This is a genomic window from Bifidobacterium panos (assembly GCF_012932445.1).
In the GTDB taxonomy this organism is placed as follows: domain Bacteria; phylum Actinomycetota; class Actinomycetes; order Actinomycetales; family Bifidobacteriaceae; genus Bifidobacterium; species Bifidobacterium panos.
On the sequence record NZ_JAAIIJ010000003.1, the window covers coordinates 146146 to 166884 of the forward strand.

13 protein-coding genes are annotated in these 20739 nt (G+C 61.7%); 2 read left to right on the forward strand and 11 right to left on the reverse strand.

Going from position 1 to position 20739, the window contains the following annotated elements; all coding sequences use genetic code 11:
- Positions 1–37 precede the first annotated feature (37 nt).
- From argH to G1C94_RS01845, 11 genes are all read right to left on the reverse strand, one after another.
- Positions 38–1510 (reverse strand): argininosuccinate lyase, encoded by a 1473-nt coding sequence (gene argH / locus G1C94_RS01795; protein WP_172144080.1) that lies wholly within the window; start codon positions 1508–1510, stop codon positions 38–40.
- 171 nt (positions 1511–1681) lie between these two features.
- Complete coding sequence (locus G1C94_RS01800; RefSeq protein WP_172144082.1) at positions 1682–2920, reverse strand: argininosuccinate synthase; 1239 nt, start codon at positions 2918–2920, stop codon at positions 1682–1684.
- 333 nt (positions 2921–3253) lie between these two features.
- A complete protein-coding gene (locus G1C94_RS01805; RefSeq protein WP_172144083.1) occupies positions 3254–3628 on the reverse strand; it encodes a hypothetical protein in 375 nt (124 codons plus the stop codon).
- A gap of 272 nt (positions 3629–3900) precedes the next feature.
- Positions 3901–4404 (reverse strand): arginine repressor, encoded by a 504-nt coding sequence (gene argR / locus G1C94_RS01810; RefSeq protein WP_172144085.1) that lies wholly within the window; start codon positions 4402–4404, stop codon positions 3901–3903.
- Positions 4401–5369, reverse strand: a complete 969-nt coding sequence (gene argF / locus G1C94_RS01815) for an ornithine carbamoyltransferase (RefSeq protein ID WP_172144087.1) — start codon at positions 5367–5369, stop codon at positions 4401–4403. The genes argR and argF overlap by 4 nt, the downstream gene beginning before the upstream one ends.
- 42 nt (positions 5370–5411) lie before the next feature.
- Positions 5412–6695, reverse strand: coding sequence for an acetylornithine transaminase (locus G1C94_RS01820; RefSeq protein WP_172144089.1), 1284 nt, complete (start codon positions 6693–6695; stop codon positions 5412–5414).
- Positions 6685–7638, reverse strand: a complete 954-nt coding sequence (gene argB, locus G1C94_RS01825; protein ID WP_172144091.1) for an acetylglutamate kinase — start codon at positions 7636–7638, stop codon at positions 6685–6687. Before argB ends, G1C94_RS01820 begins: the two co-directional genes overlap by 11 nt.
- A 309-nt stretch (positions 7639–7947) precedes the next feature.
- The gene (gene argJ, locus G1C94_RS01830; protein ID WP_172144093.1) at positions 7948–9117 is read right to left on the reverse strand and encodes a bifunctional glutamate N-acetyltransferase/amino-acid acetyltransferase ArgJ; all 1170 of its coding nucleotides are present in this window, start codon (positions 9115–9117) and stop codon (positions 7948–7950) included.
- Positions 9114–10208 (reverse strand): N-acetyl-gamma-glutamyl-phosphate reductase, encoded by a 1095-nt coding sequence (argC, locus tag G1C94_RS01835; protein ID WP_172144094.1) that lies wholly within the window; start codon positions 10206–10208, stop codon positions 9114–9116. Before argC ends, argJ begins: the two co-directional genes overlap by 4 nt.
- Before the next feature lie 262 nt (positions 10209–10470).
- Positions 10471–13152, reverse strand: coding sequence for an NAD-dependent DNA ligase LigA (ligA, locus tag G1C94_RS01840; RefSeq protein WP_172144095.1), 2682 nt, complete (start codon positions 13150–13152; stop codon positions 10471–10473).
- A 57-nt stretch (positions 13153–13209) separates the two neighbouring features.
- A complete protein-coding gene (locus G1C94_RS01845) occupies positions 13210–16386 on the reverse strand; it encodes a tetratricopeptide repeat protein (RefSeq protein ID WP_172144096.1) in 3177 nt (1058 codons plus the stop codon).
- 338 nt (positions 16387–16724) lie between these two features.
- Between G1C94_RS01845 and G1C94_RS01850 the strand changes: the two genes are divergently transcribed.
- Complete coding sequence (locus G1C94_RS01850) at positions 16725–18875, forward strand: hypothetical protein (RefSeq protein WP_335341196.1); 2151 nt, start codon at positions 16725–16727, stop codon at positions 18873–18875.
- Positions 18876–19017: 142 nt separating this feature from the next.
- Entirely contained in the window at positions 19018–20682 is a 1665-nt protein-coding gene (locus G1C94_RS01855; protein ID WP_172144097.1) for an aryl-sulfate sulfotransferase, read from the forward strand.
- The last annotated feature ends 57 nt before the right edge of the window (positions 20683–20739 follow it).

Genomic DNA, 20739 nt, shown 5'->3' on the forward strand with positions numbered 1-20739 from the left:
CATGCCCGTTCGCACGGATGATTTGATTTGGGAAGTATCAGAACGTTCCCGGCGCGCGATAGGCGGGGCCGTCCGACATGGAATCGGCGAACACCTTGAACTCCTCGATTTGGCGCTTGGCATCCGCGATCTGCTCGCGCACGCGGCCATAGGCGGTGCCACCCTTGCCGTTGCGGGAGGCGACCGAGCCTTCGCTGGAGAGCACCTCGCGCACCTTGGGGGCTTCGGCGGCGGGCAGGAAGGCCGCGAACGTTGCGATGAAATCGTCGTCAGTCAAGTCCCACAGCTCCTGGCCGCGGGTTTCCGCGATTTTCACGCACGCGCCGGAAAGCTCATGGGCGTGGCGGAATGGCACGCCGTGCTTGACCAGCCATTCGGCGATGTCGGTGGCGAGGGCGAAGCCGGTGGGGGCTTCGGCGGCGAGACGCTCGGCGTCGAAACGCATGGTGGTGACCATGCCGGTGAACGCGGGCAGGAGTACTTCGAGGGTGTCGACCTGATCGAACACGGCCTCCTTGTCTTCCTGCAAATCGCGCGCATAGGCGGTGGGAAGGCCTTTAAGCGTAGACATCAGGCCTGTCAAGTCACCGATCAGGCGGCCCGACTTGCCGCGGGCGAGTTCGGCGATATCCGGGTTCTTCTTCTGCGGCATAATCGACGAGCCGGTGGAATAGCCGTCGTCGAGCTTGACGAACGCGAACTCCTGGGTGTTCCAGATGATGATTTCCTCGGACAGGCGGGAGATATCCACGCCTGTCATGGCGGCGATGAAGGCGAATTCGGCGACGAGGTCGCGCGCGGCGGTGCCGTCGATGGAGTTGTCACTCACCCGTGCGAAGCCGAGTTCGCGGGCCACGGCTTCGGGGTCGAGGCCGAGCGTGTTGCCGGCCAACGCGCCGGAACCGTACGGCGAGGCGTTGATGCGTTTATCCCAATCCATCAGGCGCTGAATGTCGCGCAGCAACGGCCACACGTGAGCCATGAGCTGATGTGCATGCAGCACCGGCTGGGCGTGCTGCATGTGCGTGCGGCCCGGCATCACCGTTTTGCCGGCCTTCTCGCTTTGCGCGATCAGCGCGTTGATGAGGCTTACCAGTTGTGCGGCGATCACGCGGGCGTGGCGGCGCAGCCACATGCGAATCAGGCAGGCGATCTGGTCGTTGCGCGAACGCCCGGCTCTGAGCTTGCCGCCCAGTTCGTCGCCGGCGATGTCGAGAAGGCCGCGTTCCAGCGCGGTGGCCTCGTCTTCGTCGTCCTCAATCGGGGCGAAGGAGCCGTCGTCCACATGGCGCTGCAACTCGTCAAGCGCGGCTTCCATGCGGTTCAGCTCGTCGTCGCTCAACAGCCCCGCACGCCCCAAGGCACGGGCGTGGGCGCGCGACCCTGCAATGTCGTCGTCGGCCAGTCGCCAGTCGAATTGCGTGGACTTGGACAGTTTCGCCAGTTCGGGCGAAGGGCCGGAGGTAAAGCGCCCGCCCCACAGCGCCAGATGCTCATTCTTTTCACTCATAAGTCACTACCTTACTGCGCTCCCTATCACCTAAAATACCGTCGAGTTATAGCAATATCACGAGGGTCAGGCAGCCGGCTGTTTCGTTGTGAGACGTAAGACTTGGCCTACCGGCCTGGAGGGTGTCGAACAACGAAACAGCCGGCTACCTGACCCGGCCAGTATGACAACCTATTCGACGGTATTCTGGGGCACCTCAATGCCTTGGCCGAATTTGACGTCGCGGGCGGCGGCCACGCGGGACGGCAAGCCGTAGATGTCGATGAAACCGTTGGAGGACTTCTGGTCGAAGCTGTCGCCGGAATCGTAGGTGGCGAGGTTGTAGTCGTACAGCGAGCTGTCGGAGCGACGCCCGGTGACCACCGCGCGGCCGCCGTGCATGGTCATGCGAATCTCGCCGTTGACGTACTTCTGCGTATCTTCGATGAAGGCGTTGAGCGACTGGGTGGCCGGGCTGAACCACTGTGCGTCGTAAACCAGTTCGCCCCAGCGCTTGTCGATGTCGCGCTTGATGCGGTGCTGTTCGCGCTCAAGGCAGCAGTTCTCCAGCTCCTGATGGGCGGTGATCAGCGCCACCGCGCCCGGGCACTCATACAGTTCGCGCGACTTGATGCCGACCAAGCGATCCTCAATCAGGTCGATGCGGCCAATGCCCTGTGCACCGGCGCGACGGTTCATCTCCTCGATGGCCTGCAGCGGGGTGACATCATGGCCGTCGATCTTGACGGGGATGCCCTGCTTGAACTCGATGACGACCTCGTCCTCGACGGGCGGGAACGCCGGGTCGTCGGTGTAGGCGTAACAGTCCTTGGTGGGCGCGTTCCACGGGTCTTCCAGGAAGCCGGTTTCGATGGCGCGGCCCCACACGTTCTGGTCGATGGAGTACGGGCTTTTCTCGGTCTGAACGATGGGCAGCTGATGCTCCTTGGCGAACGCGATTTCGACGTCGCGTGTCAGGGACAGGTCTCGAATCGGGCTGATGGCCTTCAGCTTGGGGTCGATGGAGGCAATGGACACCTCGAAGCGCACCTGATCGTTGCCCTTGCCGGTGCAGCCGTGGGAGATGGTGTCGGCACCGAACTGGTGGGCGGCGCGCACCAGGTGCTTGGAGATCAGCGGGCGGGAAATGGCGGAAACCAGCGGATACACGCCTTCATACATGGCGTTGGCCTTGAGCGCCTTCATGCAGTATTCGTTGGCGAATTCGTCACGCGCGTCCACCACATAGGCTTCAACAGCGCCGCACGCGAGCGCGCGCTCCTTGATGGTTTCCAGGCTCTCGCCGCCCTGACCGACGTCGAGGGACACGGCAACAACATCCTTGCCGGTGCGCTCCTTGAGGTACGAAATGGCCACGGAGGTGTCGAGGCCGCCCGAATAAGCCAGTACGAGACGATTCTTATCTGCCATGAGTTGCCTTTCTTACGTTGAGCTGATGCAAGTATATACAGACCACCGTATATTTATGCACGGCGTGTCATCCCCGTCGCTCAACACGCAGCATCCTTCCCCCACAACTCGCTTCTGAAAAACATACACCGACCGTCACTCAGCGTACATTTTTCCACAGTCGTGTCCGCCGCTGCCAAGCCAAGGACAGATTCTTTCCTCACAAAAACCAACGTCCCTTTGAATTGTTAACCCATATGGGTTATCATGACGATGAAGCCAGTCGCCTGCGGGTGGGCTTGGAAGTGGAAGTCGGTGACCCTGTGACATGATAGGGCCCGGCTTCCGCGCTATTCAGCAACAAATAATCTCATCCAATACCTTCTCATTAAGAAAAGTCGCAAAATCCATCTCACCAGACTTCGTATCACCGTATGCACCAAGTATCTGATCAGGCAACCACAGGCATGGTTCGCAATCACCACGAACATGGTCAAGACGAATGCTCCTGAGCACATGGCTGGTGTACAGATAGGATACCAAGTGCCTGTCCCGCGCATCCTGCGAGGCGGTTCGACTTTCAAGAACAAGCCTATCAACGCCATGCTGTTCAAGAAGCTGCAATAAACGCTCCAAGCATTTGCGACGAGCGCGCTCATCATTGATTGTGCTCATCTGTTCGGCAGCAATAATAAACGACAACGATTCCAGGCTTTCAAGTGCAGCCATGGCTTTTCTCTTATCCCTACTCGTCATCTGCCGCCAGTGCAGTTTGCGCGCACCTGACGGTTTCAAACTTTCGAGCAGACTGCGCATTCCTGCCGTATCAGCGACAACGCAAGCACATATCAGATAAGTCGGGCGCAACATTCCCTTATGGCGAATACTCTCATCACCCCATGCCAGATTTGCGTTTGACAATTTCCCGCCATTCCTCATCGTATGTGCAGTTCATCGAGAATACCACTTCAACGGGAAACTTCGAGAGTCAAGGCATGCGGCTACTTGGAGGCGAGAGTGAGGAGCCAGGTGGCGCGGGCGGTGGCGGTGGGGTCGTCGGCGCAGATGACCATTACGGTGTCGTCGCCGGCGATGGTGCCCAGCACGCCGTCGACGGGCTGCTTGTCGATGACGGAGGCCACGTATTGCGCGGCCCCCGAGGGCGTGTGCACGACGATGAGATTGCGCGCGGTGGCCACCGAGGTGATCAATCCGCTCACCGCGCGGGACATCTGCTGCTCGGCTTTGGAATCGAGCGGGCGACGATCGTCCGAATCGACCTGCACGGCGTAGGCCATCGTGCCGTCCGGCAGGCGCTTCTTGAACGCATGCATCTCGTCGAGGTCGCGGCTCAGCGTGGCTTGGGTGACGGCGATGCCCTCGTCTTCAAGCAATTGCGCGAGCTGGCTTTGCGATGTGACGACGTGAGCCGAAAGCGCCTGTTCGATGGCGCTCAGACGCGCGGCTCTGGAAGCCGGGCGCTGCAACGGCGACGCCTCGCTCATGACAACAGGCTTTCGTCGCCACGCGCCTTGCCCGTCAGCCACGTGAGCAGCGCTTTCTGCGCGTGCAAACGATTCTCCGCCTCGTCCCACACCACGGACTGCGGCCCGTCGATCACTTCGGCGGTGACCTCCTTGCCGCGATAGGCCGGCAGGCAGTGCTGGAACAGCGCGTCCGGCTTGGCGAGCGCCATCAGCGCGGCGTTCACCTGATACGGCCAGAACGGCTTGGAACGCACGGCGTATTCTGCTTCCTCGCCCATCGACACCCACGTGTCAGTGAACACGCAATCGGCGCCCTTCACGGCTTCCTTCGGGTCGGTAGTGACCAGGATGGAGCCGCCGTTTTCGGCCGCCAAGCGTTCGGCGTCGGCCACGATTTGCTCGTCGGGCAGATAGCCGTAAGGCCCGGCCACGCGCACGTTCATGCCCGCGATCGCACCGGCGAGCAGATAGGAGTTCGCCATATTGTTAGCCGCGTCGCCCAGATAGGCGATGGTCTGGTTCTTCAGGTTATCGACGCCGCCACGATGTTCGGCGATGGTCTGGAAGTCAGCGAGCACCTGGCAGGGGTGGAACTGGTCGGTCAGGGCGTTGACCACCGGATGGCTTGAATATTTCGCCATTTCCTCGACGCGCTCTTGGCCGAAGGTGCGCCACACCACGCCGTAGGCCATACGGTCGAGCACGCGGGCGGTGTCGGCCACCGGCTCGCCGCGCCCCAGCTGAGAGCCGGACTTGTCGATTACCAGCGGGTAGCCGCCAAGCTCGGCGACACCGATGGAGAAGCTGGAGCGGGTACGGGTGCTCGGCTTGTCAAACAGCACGGCCACGGCTTGCGGACCGGCGAAGGGCTGACGATAGAAGCGGTTCTTGTGGAACTGGATGGCCAGTTCGAGCACCTGGCTTTGCTCCTCGTGGTTCAGGTCATCGTCGCGCAGCATGTGGCGCAATTCGGGTGTTGCCATAATTCGTATTCCTTCTTATCTACTACTTACGTCTCTTCTTTATCAGTCGTCCGGCAGATCGGCGGGCACGTTCTTCAGGATGGCGAGCGCCTCGTCCACGTCCTCGGCGCTGACGATCAGCGGTGGGGCGAAACGCAACGCATCGGCGCGCACCGCATTGACGATCAGCCCGCGCTCAAGACACCAGTTCATCACCGCGTGGGCGCACGGATGGCCCAGTTCCACCGCATCGAGCAGACCGCGGCCTCGCACCGACACGTACAGCGGATTGCCGCAAGCCATCAGCCCCTCACGCAACTGGGTGCCGCGCGCTTCGGCGTTGGCGAGCAGATGCTCGTGTTCGATGACGCTCAGCGTGGCCAATCCAGCCGCCGCGCCGAGCGGGTTGCCAGCGAACGTGGAGCCGTGCGAACCCGGGGCGAACAGCGCGGCGAGCTTGCCGCCGAAAGCAATCATGCCGCCCATCGGGAAACCTCCGGCAACCCCCTTGGCGAACGTGACCATATCCGGCGTGACGCCGTCAGACAGGTCTTCGCGCTGGAAGGCAAACCATGCACCAGTGCGACCGATGCCCGTCTGCACCTCATCGAAAATCAGCAACGCGCGGTTCTCGTCGCACAGCTGACGCGCCTGCTTGACGAACTGCGCGCCGACCGGCCGCACGCCGGCTTCGCCCTGAATAAGCTCCATAATCACGGCGGCGACAGGGGCCTTATCGCCCTTTCCGCTCGCCTCAAACGCGGCCTTCAGCGCCTCGGCGTCACCCGCTTCGACGAACTCGACATTCGGCATCAGCGGCTCGAACGGCTCACGAATGGCGGGCTTATACGTGGCGGCCAGCGCGCCAAGCGTGCGCCCATGGAATCCGTCGACCAGCGCGATAATACGCGACGAACCGTCGGCCGCCAGCGTGCGCCCATGCAGCTTGGCGAGCTTCAGCGCCGCTTCATTGCCCTCAGCTCCGGAATTGGAGAAATACACGCGCGAGCCCTCGGGCGCACCGGCAAGTTCAAGGAGCTTGGCGGCCAACTCGATTTGCGGCTCGGAGGCGAAATAGTTGCTCACATGGGCGACTTTCGCGGCCTGTTCGCTCACGGCCTTCACCCACGCGGGGTGCGCATAGCCGAGCGAGTTGACGGCGATGCCGCCGAGGAAATCGAGGTAGCGGTTGCCATCCACGTCCCAAACATACGTGCCTTCGCCGTGATCCATCACGCGCAACGGCGTGCCGAACACGTTCATGTGCACACGTGAATACTCCCCCAGCCATTTGGCATCTTTGGAACCAAGCGTTTCCAGTGTCTGATCTGCGCTCTCACTTGCCATAGGAACTCCTCATCTCGACGCCCTCATCGGCCACCACCATGGTGCCGATGCCGGCGGACGTGAATATCTCGTTCAAAATCGAATGCGGCTTGCGCCCGTCGATGATGTGCGCTTGGGGCACACCGCCGTCGATGGCGCGCACGCACGCCTCCATCTTGGGCCTCATGCCGGATTCTAGGTCGGGCAACATGTCGCGCAATGGCTCCACGCCGATGCGGCCGATCAGGGAACCGCGGTCGGGCCAGTCGGCATACAGGCCGTCCACGTCGGTCAGAATCACCAGCTTATGCGCACCCACGGCGGCGGCGAGGGCGGCGGCGGCGGAATCGGCATTCACGTTGAGCACTTCGGTGGCATCTTCCTCGTTCGGCGCTACGGACGAAACCACGGGAATACGCCCGGCGCTCACCAAATCCTCCACGGCGGAGGCGTCCACGCTCACCACGTCGCCCACCAGGCCGATGTCGGCGGGCTTGCCGTCGATGACGGGGCGGCGCTGCATGGCGGAGAACAGGCCGCCGTCCTCGCCGGAGAGCCCCACGGCGAACGGGCCGTGCGCATTGATCAGCCCCACCAGTTCACGCGACACTTTGCCGGTGAGCACCATGCGCACCACGTCCATCGCCTCGGGCGTGGTGACGCGCAGGCCGCCCTTGAACTCCGACTTGATGCCCAGCGCCTTGAGCATCTGGGAAATCTGCGGGCCGCCGCCGTGCACGACAATGGGGTGCAGCCCCACTTGGCGCAGAAACACCATATCCTCAGCGAAGCATGACTTGAGATGCTCGTCGATCATGGCGTTGCCGCCGTATTTGACGACGATGCGCTGGCCGGCGAACTCCTCCAGCCACGGCAGTGCCTCGATAAGCACTTCCGCCTTCTGGTCGGCGCGCAGATCCGTGTGCACGTCGAAGTGGAATCCGGGCCCTTTCAGTTCGCTCATATTCCCATATTCCCTTTCCTGCTATCCGTAAGCGAAGTCTGTTCCTATATCGTTATAAGCCTGTCTCGGGTCACGTCCGGGCTGGATTGGCGGCTGTCTTGTTATTCGACACCCTCCAGGCCGGTAGGCCAAGCTTTATGTCTCATAACAAGACAGCCGCCAATCCAGCCCTCGCTCCAGTGCCATGTTACGCGGACATGAGGGCTGGGTGGTTGGCAGACCTGTTGTGAGACGTAAGACTTGGCCTACCGGCCCGGAGGGTGTCGAACAACGGGTCTGCCAACCACCCAGCCCGACACCCGTAACACACTAGCTTTCGTAGTCGGCGTTGATGTGGACGTATTCGTGGGTGAGGTCGTCGGTCCACACGGTGGCTTCGGCCTCGCCGGCGTTCAGATCGATGTCGATGCACACTTCGCGCGGCGTCATGTCGACTTCGCTGCGATCGCGCCCTGCCCCTGCGTGTTCGCAGATGCGCACGCCGTTGACGTCGACGGTCACCTTTTCGACATCGTATGGCGCGACATCAGGCGGCACGGTGCCGAGCGAGGAGACGATGCGCCCCCAGTTCGGATCATTGCCGCTGATGGCGCATTTGAGCAGGTTGGACGCCGCCACGGCACGGCCACAGGCGAGCGCGGCCTCTTCGGTGGTGGCACCGGTGACGGTGATTTTGATGTCGTGGCTTGCGCCCTCGCCGTCACCGATGATCTGACGAGCGAGGGATGCACAGGCTTGACTGACGAGCTTGTTGAACTCATCCGAGTCGGGTTCGACGCCCGAGGCACCGGAGGCGAGCAGCAGCACGGTGTCGTTGGTGGACATGCAGCCGTCCACGTCGATGCGGTTGAACGAATGCTCGGTGGCAACGGCGAGCGCGGCTTGCAACTGGCCGGCGGAAACAACGGCGTCGGTGGTGATAACGCACAGCATGGTGGCCAGCTGCGGGGCGATCATGCCCGAGCCCTTGACCATGCCGCCGATCTTGAAACCGGTCGAACCGGTCAGCTCCACGGTTTTCGGCTTGGTGTCGGTGGTCATGATGGCTTGCGAGGCGTCGGCTCCGGCTTGCTCGGTGCTGGCAAGCGCGGCGTGCGCGGCCTTCGCGCCGTCGAGCACACGGTCGAGCGGCAGGAGCTCCCCAATCAGGCCGGTGGAGCACACGGCCACGTCGTCGGCATCACAGCCGAGCAGCCCGGCAACGGTTTCGGCGGTGGCCTTGGACTGGGCGTAGCCGGCTTCGCCTGTGCAGGCGTTTGCGCCTCCGGAGTTCAAAATCACGGACTTAATATGCCCGTCCGACACCGCGGCACGCGACCAGACAACGGGAGCGGCGCAGAAACGGTTCGGGGTGAATACGCCGGCCGCCGCGTCGAGCGGGCCGTTGTTGACCACGAGGGCGAGGTCTTTTTTGCCCGCCGCCGAGATGCCGGCTTCAATGCCGGCTGCGGAAAATCCTTGTGCGAATGTGACGCTCACGGTGCGACTCCGATCTTGCTCAGGCCCTGATCCTCGGGCAGCCCCAGGGCGATGTTCAGTGACTGCACCGCTTGCCCGGCGGTGCCACGGTTGAGGTTGTCGATGGCGGCGAAGGCGATGATGCGCCCGGCCTTACGGTCGGTGACCACCTGCAGGTGCGCGGCATTCGAGCCGATGACGTTGCCGGTGGCGGGCAGTGCGCCTTCGGGCAGCAGCACAATGAAATCCTGGCCTTCATAGGCCTTGACCCATGCGGCGCGAATCTCGTCGTCGCTCATTTGGCGCGCTTTGTCGCTCATGGCAGCGCTGACGGTGGCGAGGATGCCTCGCGACATCGGGGCCAGCACCGGCGTGAAACTCAACGTGAACTCGCTGGCCGCGGCCGCGTTTTTGCCGGCCGCATGGGCGAAGTTCTGCAGAATCTCGGGGATATGCCGATGCGTACCGCCCACGCCATACGGCAGCGCGGATTGCAACGCTTCGGCGGCAAGCAGGTTGGTGCGTTTCAGATTCTTGCCCGCGCCAGAATATCCAACGACGAGATCGGCCACGATGCTTTTCGGCTCGACAAGCCCTTGCGCGATGCCCGGTTGGATGGCCAGCGTGGTGGCGGTGACGTTGCAGCCGGGGCCGGCGATGCGCTTGGTGCCAGGCAGGGCCGTGCGCTGACGTGCGTAAGTGCCGTCCGGATTGGTGCCCACGATGAGTTCGGGCATGCCATACGTCCAGTGAGCATAGAAGTCGCCGCCATAGAACTCATCCCACGCACTTTGCTCTTCGAGGCGGTGGTCGGCGCCCAAATCAACAACGATTGCGTTGTCGTCAAGCTGCGAGGCGAGCTTGCCCGACGCCCCGTGCGGCAACGCGAGAATAATCACATCGTGCCCGTTGAGCACTTCGGGCGTGGTGTCTTCCACAACCAAATCGGCCAATTGGGGAATATGAGGCATATGCTTCGCCATCGATTCGCCCACCGAGGAATGCCCGGCCACGCAGGTCACTTCGAAATCGGGGTGCCTCGCGAGAATGCGCAACGCCTCACCGCCCGCATACCCCGTGGCTCCCGCCACAGCAACCGTATATTTCGCCATATTCACGTCCTTTATCGTTTATTCGATACGACTGAGCATACAACGGTATACAGACTACTGCATAATTATGCATTCAGTGGCGTAAGGCGAACTCGCCTCCATATTCGCCCAGACCCATCAAACAGCTCACGAGGCTGTTGTGCATGAGTGGGCGGCATGCACACTGAGAACGATGGTAAGAGACGCTGCAACCGGGATGGGCCAAGGACGAACTGTTATGTCGGCGGAATATCACGAAAGACACGGGAGAGACTTGTTACGGTCAGATGAGTTCGTCCGTTGAGGGCGAGGCGGATAGCTCACTGGGCTGTCCGCCATCAAGAAGGGCTTGGAACTGGGCTTCGTCGAGCATTGGAATGCCGAGCGCCTCGGCTTTGGCGGCTTTGGAACCGGCATTGGCACCGACCACCACGTAATCGGTCTTCTTGCTCACCGAACTGGCAGCCTTGCCGCCGCGTTCCACAATCGCCTCCTTGGCGGAATCGCGCGAGAAGGCCTCCAGCGAACCGGTGACGACCACGGTTTTGCCAGCCAAAGTCTGTGGCACATCGCTTTTGCGCATCTGGCCGACCCCGACACCGGCGGCCTGCCAAGCCGCCAAAATCTGCCCGCGCCAATCGTCGGGATTGCGGGCGGCGGCAAACCAGCTCACCACCGATTCGGCGATTTCCGGCCCCACGCCGTCAATCTTGGTCAAATCCTCCACACTCGCTTGGGAAATGGCCTGCAACGAACCAAAAGATGAGGCAATCAGCCGCGCGGTGGGCGGGCCGAGCCGGCGAATCGACAAGGCGACGAGCACGCGCCACAGATCGACATGCTTGGCCTTGTCGATCTCCTTGAGCATCTTGCGCGTGTTTTCGGTGGGCTTGATGACGATCGGCACCACCTCGCGCGCTCCGGTGCGCGACACCTTCGTATCCTCACGCACGACAACCGCGCCATCGGGCAAGTGATAACCGGGATAGCGTTCATCGCTTTTGCGCACCTTGCCGGCCTTGAGCGCCACCAAGGGCGCGGTCCAAAACGCGGGAACCCGGTGCCACAGGCCGGAACCGCCAAGGTTCTTGCGCACCTTGCGCGTCTTGCCGTTCTCGTCCGCTATTTCACGAATCTCGATGATTGCTGTCTCGCGCCACACGTGTATGTCTTTGAGATCTTCGATTTTCAAATCGAAGAGCCCCGCTTCGGATGTCAGCACCGGCTGTTGCACCGGCGGCAAACTCAGCCCCGGGGCCGGCTCGTAGACCGGGGGTTCTTCGCCGGGAGCGACAAGAAACTCCTGGATATTCGGCGCGTAAGTGTCGACTGAATCGGGGCGATTCTCTTCGGGGTTGGTCAGCGCGATGGCCGACTGGATCCCCAAATGCTCGATGTCGAAGGCCTTGCGCATGGACATTGAAATCACGCGCTCGGTCAGCTGCGCGGGGCAGCTTTCGACGTTCGGGCAGCGAATGTCCTTGTCCCCTTGCTTATCCGGAGCCAGTTTGGCACCGCAACTCGGGCAATGCTCGGGCATGACGAACTCGCGTAGACTTTCCTCACGCCCTTCGCGCCGCTCCAACACCGGCCCGACGAGTTCGGGAATCACATCGCCCGCCTTGCGCACCACCACGATATCGCCGATGAGAATGCCCTTGCGTTTGACCTCGGAAAGATTGTGCAACGTGGTGCGAGCCACCGTCGAACCGGCCACATGCACGGGCTTCAAAATCGCAACAGGCGTGACGCGCCCGGTGCGTCCCACTTGCACGGTGATGTCCAGCAGCTCGGTGTTCACCTCTTCGGGCGGGTATTTGTAGGCGATGGCCCAGCGTGGCGCGCGCGAAGTGGCACCCAGCGAACGTTGCAGCGCCAAGTCATCCACTTTGATGACGATGCCATCCAAGGCGTGCTCGATGTCGCCGCGATGCTCGCCGTAATAGTCGATCATCTCCAGCACTTCGTCAAGGGAATTCACCGTGCGGTTGTGCGGGGAGACGGGGATGCCCCACTTGGCATACAGCGCGTAGGCTTCGGATTGATCATTGACCTCGTCGTGCCCCCGGTGGCCCGGCCCCCACTGCAAGCGCCCCAAGCCATGCGCGTAGAAGCTCAGTCGTCTGGTGGCGGTGATGCGTGGGTCTTTTTGCCGTAAGGACCCGGCGGCCGCGTTGCGCGGATTCGCAAAAGGCGATTGGCCGGCATTTTCATGCTCGGTATTCAGCGTTTGGAAGTCATCCCAACGCATGAACACTTCGCCGCGTACTTCCACAAAATCGGGGATATCTTCGGCCGGTCCGCCAAGATTGGCCGGAATCGAGCCGATGGTGCGCACGTTCAGGGTGATGTCCTCGCCGGTGACGCCGTCGCCACGCGTCAGCCCCTGTTCCAACACGCCGTGACGGTAGATGAGGTTCAGGGCGAGGCCGTCGATTTTAACCTCGCAGCTCATCGGCAACGATTTGCCTTGCGGCCAATCGAGATCGCGAAGCATGGAATCATACCAGTCGCGCAATTCCTCCACGGAGAACACATCGTCAAGGCTCATCATGCGCGAAGGATGGCGCACCGACGTGAAATCGTTGGAGAACGTGCCGCCGACGCGATGCGTGGGCGATTGCGGATTGTCCAGCGTGGGGAACGTCGCCTCAAGACGCTCAAGACAGCGCATGCGCGCGTCATACGCGGCGTCGGAACTCACCGGCGCGTCGTCGATGTAATAGGCAATCTGGTCGGCCTCGACCCACGCGGCGACCTTCGCCCACAGTCTGGCCGCCACCTGCCCGTCCATCGAAGTGACATCAAGACGATTCAGACGCAAGGCGTCGTCGTCGGTGGCTTGCAATGCGGCCACCCATTGCGCGCAACCTGGCGCAAAGCGGGCGACCCCTTCATTGCAAACGGCCTCGCCCCCCGCCGTCATATTGTCAAAATCCCAAGCCAGCTGTTCGGTTGTGCTCATAGTTGCCGATTCTAATGCCCTATATACCTTATACGCCTTATACGATGCCTTATAGCCCTACTCGCTCAAGGAACGAATGAACTGGGCCTGAACCACGTCGATGCCGTTGGCGTCATCGTCGTTCATGCGCGCGGCGGCCACCGACAAAGTGCGGGCCGGCACGAATAGCCCCTCGTCCACCGTCAGGCGCGCCGCGTCACGCACAATGCCGGCCGCCTCGGTATGTGGCCAAACAGGCAGACCCTTGCGATGCAACAGAGGCGCGGCCTCCGCGACGGTCGCCGGCACCGATATGCACTGCGATTCGGCACGGGAGAACAACTCCTGCAACTCGCCTTGCAGCGCCCCAATCTGGCCGGGGGCAATGTAGTCGCTCATGATATAGGCCGCGGCGGCGGTATCGAAACGATCCTGCATCCACTCGGCATAAGCGAGGCGATAATAGGCGAACGCGGCATCGTCACGGTCAAGTGCCACCAGCAAGGCGTTCAGGCATGCCGCGCGCGCCGAATCCCAATCCTCGTTGCGGGCAAGCTGCACGGCGAGCTTGAGATGGGGCAACGGATAGGCCGGTGCATAGGCGACCGCCGCGTTAAGATGCCCCAGCGACGCCTCGGCCCCTTTAAGTTGCGAGAGCACGTCGGCCATTTCCATGTGCGCATAAAACAGATTGTCGGGAATGAGCACCGTGCGCTCCCCCGGCGTGGCGAACAGGCGGTTATATACCACACGTTCGGCATAGGAGTTGAAGTAGCGCGGCACCCCATCATTGCGCGCAAACAGCGCATCGAGCCGTTGCAGAATCTCCTCGCCCGACTGGATGGCCTGATCGGCCTGCCCGGAGAACAGCAGGTCGCGCACCCTCGCGCGCTCTTTGTCCAGATCGTAGGACAGTTTCAACGACACCGCAGGAGTGTCGTGCCCGTCAATCAGGGCACTGGTGATGGTGGGTGCCTGCTCGCTGAGCTCCGGGTCGGCGATGATATCGACGATTTGCATGGCGTGGCGGGCCTTGGTGACGCGCGGCAGCGATTCGTCGGTGGCCAGACGGTGGAAATCGCCGTCCGCGCGCTCGATCAGGTCGGCTCGTTGAATGGACAGACCCAGCGCATTCGCCGTCCCTAGCACCTGCGCCGCCTGTGGGCTGAACTTATGGTCGGCCATTTCAGGCTCCCGCTGGGACCCAACCGGAGCGAACATGCCATCGCGCAGGTCGAAGTCGGCGGTGATCGGCTCCAACGCACCGTCCCCGTCCACATCCATGGTCGCCTCGAACATGCGGTAGGTGTCTTGCGGGTGCTCAAGCCCGTCCTGTGCCATTCTGGCCAAGAACTCCTCGCGCGTGAAGCGAACGGTGGCCAGACACCGCACTGTGGGATTGCGCCTCAGGACGTTCATCGGGTCGTCGGAGGCATCGTCATTGTCGTCCCCGTTTTCGTCGGCATCATCCGGCACATCACCGGGGGCGCAGAACACCGTCTCATCGATGTCGATGTCCTTGACCAAATCCTCGAAACGCCGTTGCATGGCGTCGTCGGAGCCGTCCTCATCCTCCAAATCGGCCACCGAAGACGACGAAGTACGCATGGGGTCGCCGTGAAAATCACCGTCTTTGGGTTCGCCACGCCCCGAGCCCATATCGCCGGATTGCATGCGTTCAAACGCGCCAAGCGCCTCACTCATCATTTGTTGGATGGCGGAATCCTGTTCGGCGATGGCCTCCTCCAACCCCAAGGAGTCGACGCGCAACGACACCTCGTTCACCTGATCGGAGGCACCGAAGCTCAGCATGGCCAGCATCAGTCCAACCCGCAGATTGTAGGCGGCGCTCATCACCGCGCGTTCACGATCATCCAGCTCGATCCACGAACTCGACTGTTCGTCGTACCGGCTCGCCGGCATCATCGACACGCCCGCCGCCGTGAATCCGACGGCCACCCTTCTGTCGGCAAGATTGGAACGCACCGAAACATCGAAGCGATATGGCAGACGCAAGCGGCGCACCAGCAGCGACATGGCCTGCCGATACCCCCACTCGGAATCGTTCGGGCCGAGATCGTGCGCGGTGCGATGCGCGGCATCAAACAACGCCCACATCGAACTGCTCCCGGGATCCGGCGCCTCGTCGACTCCCAAAGCGAGCAGGGCCGGGTTGTCGAGCATATGCAAATCGATGGCGGAGGCTTGGGCGCGCGACACCGTTTCCTCGGTGGGTTCAAGACCCAGTCTCGCGTTGCGTTCCAGCCAGGCGCTCACCATGGCGAAACGGTTCAGATTGCCTTCGATGGCGAGCGCGCGCAATACAGGCGCCAATTCCAACGACGAATCCCAACTGAAGAAATATCGCCCCGAGTAGCTGGAAGTGAACAAATGCAATGGCTCCGCGCCATGCATGGCCTCCAGGCCGGGCACTTCGTCAAGCGCTCCGGCCTCACGCATCAGCTCGGCGAAATGATCCTCCAAACCGGACACGCGCATGCCGTGCGCGCGGGCATCATGCATGTCGCTCACCGAGCGGCGAATCGCCCCTATCGGCGCCTCGCGGTTGAGCCGGCGAAAGATATTGCCCGAACCGAAACCAATCAGGGTGCCCTGCATCTGAGGCAACACATAAGCGGCAAAGAAGGAGATGGCCATGGCGTCACGATATTCCAGACCTTCGCGCATCGATTGGGGCAGCTTGTGACGCATCTGATCAAGCCGATACCCACTCTTGGAACGCGACCAGGAGGCGAGCCATGTCATGCGCCCGTTGGCTTCACGCCCAACAACGTCACCGTAATTCGAGCGTTCCTTGATCAGCATGAAACGCGGCTGGCTATTGTGCAGATCCGCCCTCGCCTCGGTGCTGAAAAACACGCGCCCCCTGCCGTCGGCCACGGCGATCTGCGAGAAATGGTCGCGGTCGGTGAACACGCCCAGGGCGAAAGCGTTGCCTTGGAATGCAGGCAACTGCGCCCATCCCAAGGTCAGATGCTCGGGAACGTCGTGAAAATTCAGCAGACGCCGCTTGATCAACGGCCCCAATCTCACGCTGTTCTCGATGAGTTGGGCGAGCAGTATGGCCAGTTCGTCGGAACCGGTGCTTTCGACATGCTGCTGTTCAAAAGTGACTGCGAATGGATCGACGCGACGGATGATCGTCTTCAATTGGCGAGACAGTCGCGACGTCCACCGCCGCGCGCGCTCAAGGGCACTCGCCATGGAATCGGAGTGGAACTTGCGTGCTGCCATGTTTTCCATTCTTCCAACGCAACCAGACATGAGCACGAGAACTGCCTGTGTGCTGACGGTAAGTTACCCGATGGTTGCTGGTGGGTTTGCTTATGGGTTTTGTATCCTACCGGGTTTGGCTCGTGGGTTTTACCTCCTATGGGTTTTTCGGCAATCTGCCGCGGGTCTGCTGCCAGTTCGCTATGGTTTTGTCTCCTATATGGGTTTACCTCCCTTAAGTTCACTTCCAGGGGTTTGCCCCCACGGGTTTCTTTTCCCGAAAGGTCGTCGGCGGGCGGACCGCCTATAGGGTGCAGGTTGCTCATGGGTTGCCCATAGGTTGCCTATAGAATGATGGAGTGCCCCATCTGCCATCCCTTCTCTCCAGCCACCGCCGCGCGATATTCACCGCATTGGCGGCGCTGCTGGCCATTCTGCTCGTCGAATGCGTGGCGTTCAATCTGCCGTATTGGCGCACGCGCGGGGCGAGCACGGATTCGGCGGCGTATGAGAACACGCTGGGCGCAGGCCTTGAACGCACCGACGACGGGATGCTGCGCATCACCGACCCGACCGCCGCATGGCTTGAGGTCAAGGCGGACGGCTCGTCCGATTACGCGCGCATCGACCTCGTCTCATCCGCGAACGCTTCCGATGATGCACTGAGCACCGTGCATATCCGCGCTTCGGTGAACGGGGCGAGCACCGCAGCCACCTCGTTCAGCTCGCAATCAGAGCGCTCCCTGTTCTTCCGCGCACATGGCGCGGGAACCCTGCGTGTGAGCATCGAGGAGCCGAAAGGGTCGATTGTTCCGATTCGCGCCGTGCGGGCGAACGTGCACGTGCCGTTCTCCGTGAGCCCTCTGCGAGTGGCGATCATGCTTGCGATATTGGCCGCCGTGGCCTGCTGGCGCCCCGGCTCGAAGCTGTGGCGCATCCGACTGGATCCCTCCAGCCGCGCCCAACGGCTGGCGTTCGCCGCCCTGGTCGCGCCATGCGCACTGGCGACGGCCATATTCTGCATCCGGCAACTGGGCGGCAGCACCGCTCTGGTGTTCCATGAACAGGGCGGATACACCTATGATTTCGACCAGTACGGGCATATCGCCAATGCCCTGCTGCACGGCCACACATGGCTGGATCTCGACGTGCCGCAAGAGCTGGCGCACGCCGCGAACCCCTATGACCCGGCAACCCGCAGCCGTCTGCTGGCCGAGGGGGTGAGCCCGATCTATTGGGATTACGCCTACAAGGACGGCCATTGGTATTCGTATTTCGGCGTGCTGCCGGCCGTGTTGCTCTATATGCCATACCAGTTGCTCACCGGCCGCATGCTGCCCACCAGCGCGGCTGTGCCGACACTGATGCTGTTTGCGCTCATATTCCTGGCATTGCTTGTAATCCGCCTTATCGAACGCATCGCCCCCGGCACTTCCCTGGCCGCGACGTCAATCGCCGTCTGTGCAACGATATTGGGATCGGATGCCGTCTATCTGCTGTTTCGCCGGAATTTCTATTCCGTGCCGTTCGCGGCCTCGATGGCTCTGACCTCGCTGGGATTGTGGCTGTGGCTGGGGGCCCAGACCCCGCGACGTCCGTTGCGTGCCGCCGGGATATGGCATGTGCCCGGCGCGCCGGGGCTGTCGTTGCCCCACCTTGGGCTGGGGGCTTTGTGCATTGCGGCGAACTTCGGGTGCCGCCCCACTTTCTGCCTCGCCGCGCTGCTGGGCATTGCGCTGTTCTGGCCGCAGATTCGCGCGGCGGCGACCGGCGTGCTGAGCGGGCGCGCTCCGTGGCGCAAGGCCGTGCAGGCACCGGCCGTCGTGCTGGGGGCCGCGCTGGTGCCCGTGGTGCCGCTGATGGCTTACAATGCGGCGCGGTTCGGCTCGCCATTCGACTTCGGCAACGCCTACCAGCTCACCGTCACCGACATGACCCACTTCCACACGCCGCTTGTCGATGCACTGCCCGTCATCGGCTACTACCTGTTCCTGCCGTTGCATTTCATCGCGCGCTTTCCCTGGGTGGCGCTTTCGCCCACGCCCATGCCCGAATGGGTGTTTGCGGAGCCGATGGTCGGCGGCCTCATCACCCTGTGCCCCTTGCTGTTGCTGGCGTTTGCGCTGCCGTTCCTGAAGCGCGGTTCGCGCGGCGGCGGGTGCGGCCCGACGCTGTTGTCCGCCTTGGCTCTGGCGATGGTCATAGTGGTGTTCGACGCGATGAGCGCCGGTCTTGGCTGGCGCTATATGGCCGATTTCGGTTGGTTGCTTTCCCTCGCCGCCCTGCCTGGCCTGCTGCGGGTGCTCTCGGAACCATCTCGCGGCGACGAGCTGGTCGGTGACGACACCATTTCGCTGCCACGCCGTCTGCTTCGTGCCGTCATTGCGCTGGTGTTGCTATGGTCGGCGCTTATCGCCGTGCTGTCGCTGTTCACCGTGGGGCGTCAGGACAATCTGATCGGCAATAATCCGGGGCTGTTCCATGACGTCCTGTCTTGGTTCGTTCCGTAGCGTCGAATACCGTCTAATTCCAACAGACTCTAAGAAAAATCCAAGCAAACCATAAGGGACACGCGCCCGAATCCCAAGAACCACAGGAACGGGAGTGCCACACTTGTAGAGGACACACCACGTCACTATCGGAAAGCGCAGCATGAAACCCCGTGCCATCAAAACCACCATCGTCAGAGCCGTCGCGCTGATCACCGCCGTAGCCATCATCATCGTCCTATATCCCATTGGCGAGCGCAACATCAACGCCGCAGTCAAACAGCGTCGCATCGAACGGCTGAACGCGGCCATTGAGAACATCTACACCACGGATTACCAGCAGATGGCCGACGAAACGCTTTCTTCCAAGCGCGAAGCAGCCGAAGCCACACTCGACGAGCCGTTCGTGACGGACAATCCGTACGGAACCAACACCACCAGCCTGTACGTATATTTCACCACCGAAACGGCCACCAGCGTTTCCTACACGGTGCACGCCGAGGGCTACCCCGATTTCTCGGCCACGGCCAACCAAGGCGAGGACTTTTCGACCACCCACGAGTTTGTGGTGCTCGGGCTCATTCCGAAGGCTGACAACACCATCACTTTTACGCTGCGTGACGAAAACGGCGCGACCGTGGCTTCCAAGACAATCAACCACCAAGGCCCCTCACTGCTCGGCGAGGAAGAGGTGCGTCTCGAACAGCCCATGGAGCCTTCGTCGCCAGCCACGCAGACCGTGGGCAATGGGCTGTATGCGATTCTCGGCAATGATTCCGACGATCAGGATTTCATGTACTACTACGATGTCAACGGCGTGGTGCGCGGCGAAGTGCCGGTGAAATTCTACCGATCGCACCGTCTGCTCTTCCATGACGACCTGATGTGGTTCTCGGCCTCCACGCACACGATGGTGGGTATGAACCGTCTCGGCAAGCTCGAAAAGATACTCGATCTGGGCGATCAGTTCATCCTCCACCACGATTATGCGCTCGACGCGCAGGGCGACATCGTGCTGCTCGCCACCGACCTGACTCGTTCCGACCATGCCGTGCAGGATCAGGTGATCAAACTCGACACCGAGTCCGGCAAGGTCACCCAACTGCTCGATCTGGGGACGATGTTCGCCGATTACAAAGCACTCACCGACCATTCGGGCATAGACGAATCGGATTCCGGTGCCAAGAGCCGCTGGGACTGGATCCATTGCAACACCATCCAGCTGCTTGATGACGGTTCGGCCCTGCTGTCGGCGCGAGAAACCTCCACGATCATCAAAATCGCGAATATCGAGACGAATCCCGAGCTGCAATACATGATCGGCGAATCGAGCGTGTGGAACAATACCTCCTACCAATCCTCCTTCCTGACCAAGCTGGGCGATTTTTCCGACACCGGCGGCCAACACTCCATCACCTTCAGCACTGACGATTCCTTGGGCGAGGGGCAGTACTACCTCACCTTGTTCGACAATGGGTTCGGTTACGCCATGACCCGTCCCGACTATGACTGGACAACCGTCAGCGGCATCAGCACCTCGCAGAATCCCAAGGACGAAAACTCGCGTTCCCACTTGCGCAAGTATCTGGTGGACGAGCGCGCAGGCACCTACAGCGAGGTGAATTCCTTCGACGTGCCGTATTCGCCCTACGTCAGCTCCGTGCAGGAGATCGGCGACAACCTCAATCTTGTGGACTCGGGCATGCAGGGTCTCTTCGGCATATACGACAACGCGGGCAACTTGCAGGCGCAATACAGCATGAAGCTGGCATCCTCATACATCTATCGCGTGTACCTGTACGACTTCCAAGGCTTCTATTTCGCCTGAACCGCCGGCTCGAACGGCAGGTGCGCCGCGCATGCCGACAGGCAAACAAGGCGCGAA